This window comes from Halomarina pelagica (genome assembly GCF_024228315.1).
Taxonomy (GTDB): Archaea; Halobacteriota; Halobacteria; order Halobacteriales; family Haloarculaceae; genus Halomarina; species Halomarina pelagica.
This window is the reverse complement of record NZ_CP100454.1, coordinates 1,737,498-1,749,324: the sequence shown is the minus strand read 5'-3', so window position 1 is coordinate 1,749,324 and position 11,827 is coordinate 1,737,498. Positions and strand designations below refer to the sequence as shown.

Annotated in this window: 17 protein-coding genes; 11 read left to right on the top strand and 6 right to left on the bottom strand. The window is 71.7% G+C overall.

Features of this window, described 5'->3' with window-relative positions:
* Positions 1–136: 136 nt before the first annotated feature.
* Entirely contained in the window at positions 137–514 is a 378-nt protein-coding gene (locus NKI68_RS09055) for a DUF7522 family protein (RefSeq protein ID WP_254546391.1), read from the bottom strand.
* A 144-nt stretch (positions 515–658) separates the two neighbouring features.
* Positions 659–967 carry an EthD family reductase gene (locus NKI68_RS09050; protein WP_254546390.1) on the bottom strand — a complete coding sequence of 103 codons (309 nt, stop codon included), beginning with the start codon at positions 965–967 and terminating at the stop codon, positions 659–661.
* A gap of 156 nt (positions 968–1,123) precedes the next feature.
* Between NKI68_RS09050 and NKI68_RS09045 the strand changes: the two genes are divergently transcribed.
* The 5 genes from NKI68_RS09045 to NKI68_RS09025 all read left to right on the top strand — a co-directional run bounded on the left by NKI68_RS09045 (position 1,124) and on the right by NKI68_RS09025 (position 5,172).
* Entirely contained in the window at positions 1,124–1,459 is a 336-nt protein-coding gene (locus tag NKI68_RS09045) for a hypothetical protein (protein ID WP_254546389.1), read from the top strand.
* A gap of 65 nt (positions 1,460–1,524) precedes the next feature.
* Positions 1,525–2,349 (top strand): SAMP-activating enzyme E1, encoded by an 825-nt coding sequence (ubaA, locus tag NKI68_RS09040; protein ID WP_254546388.1) that lies wholly within the window; start codon positions 1,525–1,527, stop codon positions 2,347–2,349.
* A gap of 138 nt (positions 2,350–2,487) precedes the next feature.
* The gene (locus NKI68_RS09035) at positions 2,488–3,348 is read left to right on the top strand and encodes a DUF3100 domain-containing protein (protein WP_254546387.1); all 861 of its coding nucleotides are present in this window, start codon (positions 2,488–2,490) and stop codon (positions 3,346–3,348) included.
* A complete protein-coding gene (locus NKI68_RS09030) occupies positions 3,348–3,836 on the top strand; it encodes a hypothetical protein (protein WP_254546386.1) in 489 nt (162 codons plus the stop codon). The genes NKI68_RS09035 and NKI68_RS09030 overlap by 1 nt, the downstream gene beginning before the upstream one ends.
* 1 nt (position 3,837) lies before the next feature.
* Positions 3,838–5,172, top strand: a complete 1,335-nt coding sequence (locus tag NKI68_RS09025; protein WP_254546385.1) for an amidohydrolase — start codon at positions 3,838–3,840, stop codon at positions 5,170–5,172.
* Between the two features lie 15 nt (positions 5,173–5,187).
* On the opposite strand, the gene NKI68_RS09020 is transcribed toward NKI68_RS09025, so the two are convergent.
* Together NKI68_RS09020 and NKI68_RS09015 are read right to left on the bottom strand one after the other, a co-directional pair.
* Positions 5,188–5,607: a desampylase gene (locus tag NKI68_RS09020; RefSeq protein WP_254546384.1), complete on the bottom strand. Its 420-nt coding sequence runs from the start codon at positions 5,605–5,607 to the stop codon at positions 5,188–5,190.
* Between the two features lie 7 nt (positions 5,608–5,614).
* Positions 5,615–6,523 (bottom strand): cobalamin-binding protein, encoded by a 909-nt coding sequence (locus NKI68_RS09015; RefSeq protein WP_254546383.1) that lies wholly within the window; start codon positions 6,521–6,523, stop codon positions 5,615–5,617.
* An 83-nt stretch (positions 6,524–6,606) separates the two neighbouring features.
* Between NKI68_RS09015 and NKI68_RS09010 the strand changes: the two genes are divergently transcribed.
* The 4 genes from NKI68_RS09010 (at position 6,607) to NKI68_RS08995 (ending at position 8,566) form a co-directional block, all read left to right on the top strand.
* Entirely contained in the window at positions 6,607–6,951 is a 345-nt protein-coding gene (locus tag NKI68_RS09010; RefSeq protein ID WP_254546382.1) for a YkvA family protein, read from the top strand.
* 95 nt (positions 6,952–7,046) lie between these two features.
* Positions 7,047–7,700, top strand: a complete 654-nt coding sequence (locus NKI68_RS09005; protein WP_368410977.1) for a DUF6663 family protein — start codon at positions 7,047–7,049, stop codon at positions 7,698–7,700.
* Between the two features lie 24 nt (positions 7,701–7,724).
* On the top strand, positions 7,725–8,093 hold the full coding sequence (locus NKI68_RS09000) for a DUF8159 domain-containing protein (protein WP_254546380.1): 369 nt from the start codon (positions 7,725–7,727) through the stop codon (positions 8,091–8,093).
* A gap of 53 nt (positions 8,094–8,146) precedes the next feature.
* Complete coding sequence (locus tag NKI68_RS08995; RefSeq protein ID WP_254546379.1) at positions 8,147–8,566, top strand: acyl-CoA thioesterase; 420 nt, start codon at positions 8,147–8,149, stop codon at positions 8,564–8,566.
* Between the two features lie 157 nt (positions 8,567–8,723).
* Here NKI68_RS08995 and NKI68_RS08990 read toward each other — a convergent pair whose 3' ends face one another.
* On the bottom strand, positions 8,724–9,359 hold the full coding sequence (locus tag NKI68_RS08990; protein ID WP_254546378.1) for a rubrerythrin family protein: 636 nt from the start codon (positions 9,357–9,359) through the stop codon (positions 8,724–8,726).
* Positions 9,360–9,453: 94 nt separating this feature from the next.
* Between NKI68_RS08990 and NKI68_RS08985 the strand changes: the two genes are divergently transcribed.
* Entirely contained in the window at positions 9,454–10,653 is a 1,200-nt protein-coding gene (locus tag NKI68_RS08985; RefSeq protein WP_254546377.1) for an MBL fold metallo-hydrolase, read from the top strand.
* A gap of 4 nt (positions 10,654–10,657) precedes the next feature.
* Positions 10,658–11,056 carry a DUF7988 family protein gene (locus NKI68_RS08980; protein WP_254546376.1) on the top strand — a complete coding sequence of 133 codons (399 nt, stop codon included), beginning with the start codon at positions 10,658–10,660 and terminating at the stop codon, positions 11,054–11,056.
* Here the strand turns inward: NKI68_RS08980 and NKI68_RS08975 are convergent.
* Positions 11,053–11,805: an SDR family oxidoreductase gene (locus NKI68_RS08975; RefSeq protein WP_254546375.1), complete on the bottom strand. Its 753-nt coding sequence runs from the start codon at positions 11,803–11,805 to the stop codon at positions 11,053–11,055. The genes NKI68_RS08980 and NKI68_RS08975 overlap by 4 nt on opposite strands.
* Between the last annotated feature and the right edge of the window lie 22 nt (positions 11,806–11,827).

Below are 11,827 nucleotides of genomic sequence, written 5' to 3'. Positions count from 1 at the left end.
ACCGTCCATGCGTATAAATTCGACGGAGGGTCAAACCGCAATGATAGTCTGCGGCACCGGCGGTTCGGTTACGGAGGTGTCACCCGTCCTGTCGAGGTCGTCCGCGCGCCTCGAGACCGCAACGCGCGCCTCGGAGCTACGCAGCCTCGGCGAGCGTCTTCCGGAGCGCCGTCGCCACCTCCTCGAAGAGCGTGATGGGCATCTCGTCGGTCGTGGCGAACGCGCCCTCGTCGTCGGCGATGACGCGGACGACGTACCCCCGGGAGAACGCCCGGATGGTGAACTCGTACGCGCCGAGTTCGGTCTCGCCGTAGGTCCGCGAGTCGGTGAACCCGAGGCGTTCGTTGTCCGCGAAGCGCTCGAGGTCCGCGCCGCGCTCGAGGTCTCCCCTGAGGTAGAGTTGCTCCCAGTCGTCGGGCGTGAAGTAGACCAGGCTCCGCAGGTCCTCCCCGATGGCGGTGCGGGCGGCGCTCACTAGCGTCTCGCGTCGTTCCTCTGTGAGTGATGGACTCATGGTTCCCGGATACGTGCGCCGAGGAGATAGTCTCTCCTCCCGCTTCGGTCTTTCCCCAGCCCCCGCCCCATCTCGTTCCGTCTCGCCCCACCGGCGTCACCACTCGGTGAGCGCGCCCCGAAAAGCGATCGCTGAACCGACCGATCAGCCGACGACGACGTGCTCCTCCGCGATCAGCTGGAGCAGGTCGTCGGTGTCGGCGAAGTTGGCGAGGTCCGCGCCCGCGGCGCGCCCCGCGTCGGAGGCCAGCGCGGCGTCGAGCGCCTCGCGGTCCTCGAAGTGGACCTCGGCGATCGCGTCGTACTCGGCGTCGCCCTCCGAGAACGCGACGGTGTACCGTCGCACCCCCGGCATCTCCGTCGCCATCGGGGCGTGCTCGTCCAGGTAGTACCGCTCGAACTCCTCGCGACTCGTTCCCTCGGCGCGCGTGAGGCCGAAGACGATCTTGGTCATACCGTCCGTAGCTCTCGGGCGGGCGACGTAACTGTTCGCCCGCGTCGTCCGCGTCGTCCGCGCCGCCCGCACTGCCCGCGCCGCCCGCGCCGCCCGCGCTGCCCGCGTTCCGGCGGGCAATCCTCATATGCTCGGGGGGTGAATCACCCGCCTACTGTGACCGAGAACGACCGGGTCTGTCGGCGGGCGTTCCTGCGGACGGGCGTCGGCGCGGGGGTCGCCGCGACGGCGGCGGCGACCGGCCTCGCGGCCGCGCAGGAGGAGGGGGGCAACGAGAGCGGGGCCAACGCCACGGAGGGGAACGCCACGGGGGGCGACGCCTCCGCGCCCGCCCAGGGAGAGGGCGGAGGCGAGGGGGGAACGACCTTCGACCCCGGCTTCAACTTCGTACTCGCGTTCGTCGCCGTCGTGTTGGCCGTCCTCTCGCCGATCGCCTTCGCCGTCTTGCTGTTCGTCCGCGGTCGGGGGCGGGGGCGGCCGCCCGAGGAGTGATCTCACCTCCTCGACGCCGTCCCGCCCACCCCCGGGCTTAACCTCCGTCGCCACCTGAGTGAGATATGGCCGATCTCGCGCTCTCTCCCGAACAGCTCGACCGGTACTCCCGGCACATCATCATGGACGAGGTGGGACCCCAGGGGCAGGCGACGCTCCTCGACGCGCGGGTGCTGTGCGTCGGCGCGGGGGGCCTCGGCTCGCCGGTCGTCCAGTACCTCGCCGCGGCGGGCGTCGGCACGCTCGGGATCGTCGACGACGACGTGGTCGAACGCTCGAACCTCCAGCGACAGGTGATCCACGGCGAGGCGGACGTCGGCCGCCCCAAAGTCGAGTCGGCCGCCGACTTCGTCGCCCGCCAGAACCCCGACGTGACCGTCGAACCCCACGAGGTGCGCCTCACGGCCGACAACGTCGAGGAGTTCGTCGCGGACTACGACGTGGTCGTCGACGGCTCGGACAACTTCGCCACCCGCTACCTCGTCAACGACGCCTGTACGCTCGCGGGCGTCCCCTTCTCCCACGGCGCGATCCTCAAGTTCGAGGGACAGGTGACGACCTTCGAGGCGCGCGAGGACTCGCCGTGCTACCGCTGTCTCTTCCCCGAAGCGCCGCCAGCGGGCACGGTCCCGAGCTGCGCCGAGGCGGGCGTCCTCGGCGTCCTCCCCGGCACGGTCGGCTGCATCCAGGCCACCGAGGCGACGAAGCTCGCGCTCGGCTACGGCGAGACGCTCGACGGCCGGCTGATCCTCTACGACGCCTCGGACATGACCTTCGAGACGGTCGAGATCCGCAAGAACCCCGACTGCCCTGTCTGCGGCGAGAACCCGCGGATCGAGTCCGTCCGCGACGTGGAGTACGAGGAGACCTGCGCGATCCGCGCGGAGTGAGTGGTCCCCTCGATCGTCGCCCGGTCTCCTATCTCCACGTTAGACGACACGAGCCGGCGATTTTCCGACGCGACCCATCGTTCGACTTTTATACCGACAGCCCTCCTGAGCGGACATCCACATGGACCGTGATATCACATGACGGATGATGCACAGTCGGATCGGTGGGCACCCATCCGGACGGCCGGGCGGTGGTCGGTCCACGCCCGGACGCACCTGACGGTGCTCGCCATCGTCGTCGTGGCGGAGGTCATCGGAACGCTTCAGTTCCCGTTCGGACCGGGGAAGGTCGTCCTCCTGCCGATGCTGTTCGCGGTCGTCTTCGGCATCCTCGTGAGCTACAGCGTGCTCGGACGGTACGTTCCGGCCCTGCGGAGGGTCGTCTCGGAGGGGGTGAGCCGCGTCAGCGCGCCGCTGTTGATCATCGCGCTGATGCCCCTCGGCGTCAAGTACGGGACGCTCGTCGCGCCCTCGTTCTACGACCTCGTCGCCGCGGGACCGGCGTTCGTCCTGCAGGAGTTCGGCAACCTCGGGACCATCCTCGTCGCCCTGCCCATCGCGCTCCTGCTCGGGTTGAAGCGGGAGGCCATCGGCGGCGCGGTGAGCATCGCGCGCGAACCGACGCTCGGCGTCGTCACCGACAAGTACGGCATCGACTCGCCGGAGGGGCGCGGCGTCCTCGGGACGTACCTGACGGGGACGGTCCTCGGGACTATCTTCTTCGGCCTGCTCGGCGGGTTCGCGCCGGCCACCGGACTGCACCCGCTGGCCCTGTCGATGGCCTGCGGGATGGGGAGCGCGAGCATGATGACCGCCTGCTCCGCGTCGCTCGCCGAGGCGGTCACGACCGTCCCGAGCGAGGAGGTGCTCTCGTTCGCCGCGACGAGCAACCTGCTGACGGGCATCACCGGCCTCTACATGGTCATCCTCGTCGGGCTCCCGGTCGTCAACGCGCTCTACGGCGTCCTCGAACCCGTCATCGGGAGGGGTGGTGAGTGATGGGCGCGTCGGAGACGGAGTCGGGGCGAATGTCGCTCGGCGAGTTCAGTCTCGACTCGCTGAAGATGCTCGTCGTCGTCGGCCTCATCACGCTCGTCGGGAACCGGATCGGGTACGGCATCGGCCTCCTCGAGGCGCTGCCGGGGATGGCGCTCATCGTCGCCATCGGTCTCGCCTCGCTCCTGCTGGGGCGACTCCTCCCGCTCGATCTCCCCGCGTTCGCCTACGCGATGATCATCGCCTTCCTGATCGCGCTCCCGTTCTCCCCCGTCCAGGAGCCCGTGCTCGCCGCGACGGGCCAGATCGACTTCCTGGCGACGACGACGCCCATCCTCGCGTACGCCGGGCTCTCGATCGGGCTACAGACCGCCCGCATGAAGGAGGTGAGCTGGAAGCTCGTGCTCGTCGCCGTGTTCGTCTTCTTCGGGACGTTCTTCGGCTCCGCGGTCATCGCGCAGGTCGTCCTCTCGCTACAGGGGGTCATCTGACGTGAGCGCGACCGACGCGACGGCGCTGAAGCGCCGCGTCTGCGCGGCCATCGACGAGCGCCGGGACGACCTCGTCGCCCTCGCCGAGTCCATCGCCGCGGAGCCGGAACTCGGGTTCAAGGAGGTCGAGACCACCCGGAAGGTCGTCGACGCGTTCGAGGGGCTGGGACTCGACGCGGAGACGGAGATCGTGGTCACGGGCGCGCGGGCGCGCTACGGCGACGGCCCGGCGGTCGGCGCGGTCCTCGGCGAACTCGACGCGCTCGTGAACCCCGAACACCCCGACGCTGACCCGGAGACGGGGGCCTGTCACGCCTGCGGCCACCACGCCCAGATCGCCAACCTCGTCGGGGCGGCCGTCGGGCTGGTCGGCGCGGACGCGGCCGACGAGCTGGGCGGTGCGGTCGAGTTCGTCGCGGTCCCGGCCGAGGAGTACCTCGACCTGGACTATCGGCGCGGGCTGGTCGAGGCCGGCGAGATCGAGTTCTTCGGCGGCAAACAGGAACTCATCCGCCGGGGGTACCTCGACGACGTCGACTTCGCGACGATGATCCACGCCGGCAGCGACGTGCCACACCGCGAGATCACGAGCGACTTCTCCACGAACGGCTTCGTCGGGAAGTCCGTCACCTACCGGGGTCGTGAGGCCCACGCGGGCGCGGCCCCCGAGGAGGGCGTCAACGCGCTCAACGCCGCGACGCTGGGACTGAACGCCGTCCACGCCCAGCGCGAGACCTTCCGCGACGAGGACGCCGTCCGCGTTCACCCGATCCTGACGCGCGGCGGCGACGGCGTGAACGTGGTGCCGAGCGAGGCGCGACTCGAAGCGTACGTCCGCGCCAGGACGGTCGAGGCCGTCCTCGACGCGAACGAGAAGGTCGACCGCGCGCTCGAATCCGGCGCGATGGCCGTCGGTGCCGACGTCGCGATCGAGGACCACCCCGGGTACCTCCCGCTCCGGACCGACCCGACCATCGTCGACGCACACGACGAGAACGTGGCGTTCGTCGCGGACGACGTGACGATCACCGAGGGCCGACCCCACCTCGCCGGCTCGACCGACATGGGCGACGTCACGCAGGTCCTTCCCGGCATCCACCCGTGGGTCGGCGGCTTCGAGGGGAGCGTCCACTCCCGCGAGTTCCGCGTCGTCGACGAGGAGATGGCCTACGTCGTCCCCGCCAAGGTCACCGCCTGCACGCTCGTCGACCTGCTGACCGACGACGCGAAGCTCGCGGCGATCCGCGAGGCGCGCGACGCCAAACTGAGCACGGACGAGTACCTCGATCGGGTCCGGTCGATGCGGACCGACTCGACCGCGACGTACTCGGACTGACGCCGAGTTCGGCGCTCACCGGCTCTCGCTCGCCCCGACTCGCACGTCCTCTCGCTCGAAGTCCTCGCCCGTCCACCGCCAGCAGCCGACGGACTCCTCGCCCGGAACGACGATGACGTAGCGCGCCCCCGCCCAGGTCGCCTCCGCCCTGTCGGTCGCGCTCGGCCGCGGCGGCCCCCTCGGGTGGGAGTGATAGAAGCCGACGACCGCCCCGCCCGCCTCCTCGATCGCCCCCATCGCCGTCAGCTGTTCCGCCGGGTCGAGTTCGTAGCGCGTCTCGGGCGTCGCGGCGACGTTCGGCACCCGGCGGTGGTCGGTCACGCGCGCCCGCTCCCCGTCCTCGACGCCGCCGAGGACGCCGCAGACTTCCTCTGGCGCGCCGTCGCGGGCGTGGGCGAGCAGGGCGTCGCGCACGGTGCGCGGAACGACGAGCATCGCCCGCTCAGACCGCCACCCGCGAGAGCGGGCGGGCGACGTCCTCCGGCGGCGCGTCGAACAGCGTCGGGTGGAGCAGCGCCGCGAGGTACTCGAGCGTCTCGACGAGGCGCGGTCCCGGGCGGTTCACGTAGTGGTGTCCGTCCATCGCGTAGGCGCGACCCGAGCGGACCGCCGTCAGGTCGTCCCACCCCGGACGCTCCGTGAGGTCGGACAGGTTCGCCGCGGTCTGGTCGAGGCCGAAGCCGCAGGGAGCGGCGACGAGCACGTCGGGGTCGGCCTCGCGAATCTCCTCCCACTCGCGGGGGACGGACGCGGGCGCGTCGAACAGCGCCTCGCCGCCCGCGTCCTCGATCAGTTCGGGCACCCAGTGACCCGCGGTCATCACCGGATCGAGCCAGTCGAGCACGGCGACGCGCGGACGCTCGTCCGCCGCGGCGGCGACCTCCCGAACGGCGCGCACTCCCGAACGGAGTTCGGCGACGAGCTGGTCGGCGTGACCCTCTCGACCCGTCGCCCGCCCGATCCGCCGCACGTCGTCGAACACGTCCGCCAGGCTGTGGGGGTCGGTCGTCAGGATCCGACAGTCGAGGTCGAGTCGCCCGACCGCCCGCTCGACGAGCACCTCGTCCACCGCGCAGACGTCGCACAGCCCCTGCGTGACGATCAGGTCGGGGTCGGCCTCCGCGAGCGCGTCGAGGTCGATCTCGTAGACGCCCTCGCCCTCGCGCTCCGCGTCGAGCACCTGGCCGTCGATCTCCGCGCTGGCGGCGGTCGGGTCGATCCGCGTCCCGTTCACGGCGGGCTTCTCGGCCGCCTCGGGCGGGTAGTCGCACTCGTGGGAGACCGCCACGGGTTCGAGGCCGAGCGCGTAGACGATCTCCGTCGCCGAGGGGAGCAGCGTGACGATGCGCATACTGCCCCTAGCGGCCGCCGGAGGATAAATCGTCAGTCCGCGCCGGCACACGCCTCAAGTCGCCGCGGTGCGTAGGAGGATCGATGGTTCGGTTCCTCTCGTCGGCGCTCGTCGAGGCCTACGCGCTCGTTCGCGTCGCCCTCGACCGGCGGACGCCGCGTCGCGCCGCCGCGCTCGTGCTGGTCGCCGTCGCCTACCTCCTGGTCCCGACGGACCTCCTTCCCGACGTGATCCCCGTGCTCGGGTGGGGGGACGACCTCCTGCTCGGCGTCCTCGTCCGGCAGGGCGTCGCCGGCGTCGTCCCCGACGACGTGCTCGCGGAGCACCGCGCCGCGGCCCGCGAGCGAGTCTGGGTCGCCGCCGGCGTCGTCCTCTCGATCCTCGCGCTGTCGATCGTCGCCGTCGCGTGGCGACTCGGCTGGCTATGAGCGGGGGTCGGGCGGTCGACGAGGACGATGCGACGCGGGCGACCGGGCGCGACGAATCCGACAGCCACTCGGCGCGCGCGCGCCAACCGCCGACGATGACCGACGCCGGCGTCTACCGCGTCCTCCCAAGCACCCGTGCGCCCGACGAGTACCTGCTACTCGACGCGGAGACGGCGGACCCCGTCTACGTCGCCCGCGAGGGATACGAGGGGCCGCTCGCCGAGCGCGTGGCCGCCCTCGAACCGGGCAACGCCGTCCGCGCGACGTTCGACTGGTCCGGCGAGCGGCCGCGCTTCGCGACCGTCGAACGCGAGACCGAGACGCGGTTCGCGTTCGCCCGCGGCGTCTCCCCCACGTTCGAGGCGGCGCTCGACTGCTGGCGCGAGGCCGAGCGCACCGGCGCGGCGATGAACTCCCGCGTCACGCGGAGCACCGACGGCGATGTCAACGGCGTCCTCTACGTCTTCGCGGAGCAGGCCGGCGAGCGCGACCTCTTCGCCGAGTTCGAGGACGGCGTCACGCCCCTCGAACCGCTGCTCGACCGCATCGAGGGGGCCGACCCGCCGTACGAGGTGTTCGTCCTCGACCCGGACGACGATCCGTTCGTGATCGTCTACGTCGCGCTCCGGCGCGACGGACTGCTCGCGCGGACGGTGCGGGAGACGTACGGGCTCGATTCCGGACGCGGGACGCGCGGGACCGGCGACCGCGGGAGCGACGGGTGCCACGAGGGCGACGGGCAGGCTTAATCCCCCGCCCCTCGACGTTCGACCATGCCCCGGGTCGACGAGGCGCTGTACGAGCACCTGGAGGAACACCTCATGAGCCAGAACGTCTACCTGACGGACGCGGGGTGCGTCGACGGGACGCTCGAACTGGTCTACGAGACGGTCCTCCCCACCGGCGGTGTCCCCCCGCGGCAGGTCGGGAGCGTGATCGTCACCCTCCGGGAGTACGACGGCTGGGAACCCCGGGACGTGGGCGCGACCGTCACGAACCCCGACGGCGTGGTCCACGGCACGTGGGAGGTGCGCGGGTCGTGGCTCTGTGCCCTCGAAGCGGGCGACATCGACGAGCACGAGTTCTCCCGGCGGGCCATCGACGCCGTCCGCGCGTGGGGGCCCCGCCCCGACGCGGACTGACGCGGTCAGCGACGAGCGCCAACAGCTATCCCGGTCGCCTCGCTTCCCACCGTATGCACGACGTGTTCGAGAACCGGGTGCGCTTCGCTGAGACTGACCAGCAGGGCGTCGTCTTCTACGGTGAGTACGTCACCTACCAGGACGAGGCGGTCAACGCCTACCTCCGGGCGATCGACTACGACTACGACGCGATGCTCGCCGCCGGCTGGGACGTCCACGTTGCCCACGTCGACCTCGACTACCGCGCCCCGGCGCGCTTCGGGGACGTGCTCGTCAACGCCCTCCGGGTCGAGTCGATCGGCGAGTCGAGCGTCCGGTTCGCCTACCGCGCCCGCCGGAGGCGGGACGACGCGGTGCTCGCGGAGGGACACGTCGTCCACGTCGCCGTCGACGAGGCGGGAGGTTCGACGCGCGTCCCCGACGACTTCCGAGACGCCGTCGTCGCCTTCCAGGACGAACCGCCCGAGCAGTAGGCCGGAATCGGTGGGAACGCAGCAAGAGTTCAAGTAGGAGGGGGCGGCCAGCGTCCCCGTGCGCTGACTCCCGCCACGGGTCGTCCTGCGGTTGCGCGGCACAGCGGCCCGTGGAGCGACCGTGCCGCCTGTTCGCCAGCCCTCTCGGAGCCCGCGCCTAGCACACGGGTCGGGGATCGACGCCCATCCCCTCGAGCGTTTCGGCGTACTCCTCGTAGGCGCGCTCGACGACCTCGACTGCGGCCTCCTCGGCGCGCTCCCAGTCGTCGTCGCCCTCGCACACCTCCTCGAGCAGCCGCGCCCCCTCCTCGACCATCTCCCGCGTCTCCCCGCGCAGCTCGCGGAAGCGGTCGGCCGTCCGCTCGTCGGACTCGTTGACGAAGAAGTTGATCGTCTGCAGGAGCGTGCGGTCGGTCACCATCGGTCGGCCGACCATCCCGGCAGCGACGCGTTCGGCGGTCGAGTCGAGCCCGCGGAGGTACTCGTGGAGCGGGTCGGCGTCGGGATCGGGTTCCACGTCCTCGTCCAGCAGCGCGACGACGCGATCCGCGTGCTCGCGCTCCCGTTCGGCGGCATCGACGAAGGCCGCGCGCGCCGCCTCCGCGCTCTCGCTCGCCGCCCACGACTCGAACGTCTCGACGGCGCGGAGTTCGGCCCGCGCCGCGCTCGCGAGCACGTGCTCTCGATCGAGCCGCGCCGCGGTCGCCGCCACGAGCGCCTTCTCGCTCCCGAGGCGGTCGAGTTCTCGCTCGCACTCCTCCCGGACGGTCGCCGTGAATTCGTCGGCGTCCATGGTCGACTCCACACTGCCGCGGCATATGTAGGGTCGTGTCGAGAATCGGAACGGTCGCGCGGCGCTTATCGGCGCGGATCACCTCGGTCGAGGTATGAGCCAGGAGTCATCGACGGCGTCGGCCGACGCCATCGACGCGGCGACGCTCCGCGACCGACTCGCGGCCGGGGAGCGCGTCCACCTCCTCGACGTGCGAAACAGGTCCGAGATCGACGAGTGGCGCATCGACGCGCCCGAGCGGTCCGCCATCCCGTACATGCGCTTCGTCGCCGCGGGGGCCACCGACAGCGTCGCCGACCTCGCGTCCGACCTGCCCGACGAGGTCGTCGTCGTCTGCCCGCAGGGGGAAGCGAGCGACGAAGTGGCCGCCATGCTGCGCGAGGAGGACTTCGACGCGATCAACCTCGCCGACGGGATGGAGGGCTGGGCGCGCCTCTACGAGGCCACGGAACTGGACGCGGACGCAGAGGCGACCGTCCTCCAGTACCTCCGGCCGTCCAGCGGCTGTCTCGCGTACCTGGTGGTGAGCGACGGCGAGGCGGCGGTGATCGACCCGCTGCGCGCGTTCGCGGACCGGTATCTCGCGGACGCGCGCGACCTCGACGCCGAACTGGTCTACGCGGTCGACACGCACGTCCACGCGGACCACGTGAGCGGCGTGCACGACCTGGCCGCCGAGGGCGTCGAACCCATCCTCCCGAGCGGGGCCGTCGGGCGCGGGCTCGCCGACGCCGACGACTTCACGCTCCTCGCGCCGGGCGACGCGCTCGAGATCGGGGGGGCCACCGTCGAGGCGATCGCCGCGCCCGGCCACACGACGGAGATGACCGCCTACCGCGTCGGCGACCTCCTCCTGACCGGCGACGGCCTGTTCCTGGAGCGCGTTCCGCGCCCCGATCTGGAACGCGAGGCGCTACGCGCCTCGGAACGCGCGAGCGGACGGAGTCAGCGAGCGGCGGGCGACGACGGCGCGCGGGAGATGGCCCGCGACCTCCACGCGACGCTCACCGAGCGGTTCGCCGACCTGCCGGACGATCTGACCGTCGCGCCGGGGCACGTCGAACCGGACGTGGCGGCGACGGGACCGTTCGTCGCCGCGCTCGGCGACCTCCGCGAGCGCCTGCCGGCCTTCGAGCAGGACCGCGAGGCGTTCGTCGCGTTCGTCCTCGACAGGATGGGTTCCCGTCCGGCGAACTACGAGGAGATCGTCGCCGTCAACCTCGGCCGGGAGGACGTGGACGACGAGACGGCGTTCGAACTCGAACTCGGACCGAACAACTGTGCCGCGGGGTGAGCCGATGCGCGAGGCCGTCCGAACGTACGTCCTGACGAAACACCGACCGCTCGTGGAGCGGGTGCTCGACTGCGCCGACGCGGTCGCGGAGCGCGAGGATCTCGACGCCGCCGACTCGCTGTCGAACCCGCTGAGCGCCGCGCTCGCACACGCCGGGATCACGCAACAGCTCCCGGCGGTGCTCGCCGGGGCCGTCGACGCGGCGGGCGAGGAGCTGCCGGCGGAGCCCGTCGCCGCGCCGCCGTACGTCGTCGTCACCAGCGCCGGGCCGATCCTGCGCGCGACGCTGGACTCGGGGCGACTCGTCGTCCGGATCGAGGTCTTCCGCCTCGAACACGGCCCGCGCCGGTACGTCCGCACGGCGCGGACGCCGGAGGCGGCGCTGTCGGTCGAGGTGCGCTAGAACAGGGAGAGCTTCCCGCGGTCGTAGAGGTCGAGTTCGCTCACGTAGGAGGGGTCCTGCCGCGCGGCGAAGGCGACTGCCTCGGCCACCTCCTCGGGTTCGACCGCCTCGCCGTACTCGTAGCGGTCCTCGAACGCGGTCGGCTCCTCCTCGTCGACGCCCGAGACCGCGAACTCCGTGCGCACGGCGGCCGGGTTGATCACCGTTACCGCGACGCCCTCGTCGCCCACGCGGGCGGCCACGCTGAGGGCGAACCCGCGCGTCCACCACTTGCTCGCCGCGTAGACCGGGTTGAACGGGCGGGGGTACTGGCCCGCGAAGCTCCCGACGAACAGGAGCGTCCCCGCGGACTCGCGGAGGTGCGGGAGCGCGGCGCGCGTGGCGAAGAACATCCCGTCGACGTTCGTCTCCATCATCGTCCGGTACTCTTCGGTGGTGAGGTCGGCGACGCCCGCCCCGCGTGCGAGGCCGGCGTTGTTGAGCAGAACGTCGAGTCCGCCGAAGCGCTCGACCGTCGCTTCGACGAGCGCCTCGACACTCCCCTCGTCGCGCACGTCCGTCGGGACGACCGCCGCCTCGCCGCCGTGTTCGTCCTCGACCGCGTCGGCGAGTTCTCGCAGTCGCTCCTCGCGGCGGGCGGCGAGCACCACGTTCGCGCCGTCCCGCGCCAGCGCGTGCGCGGAGGCCGCGCCGATGCCCGAACTCGCGCCGGTGACGATGGCCGTCCGCCCGTCGAGTGGTGGCGTCATGCGCGATGCTACCGCGCCGAGA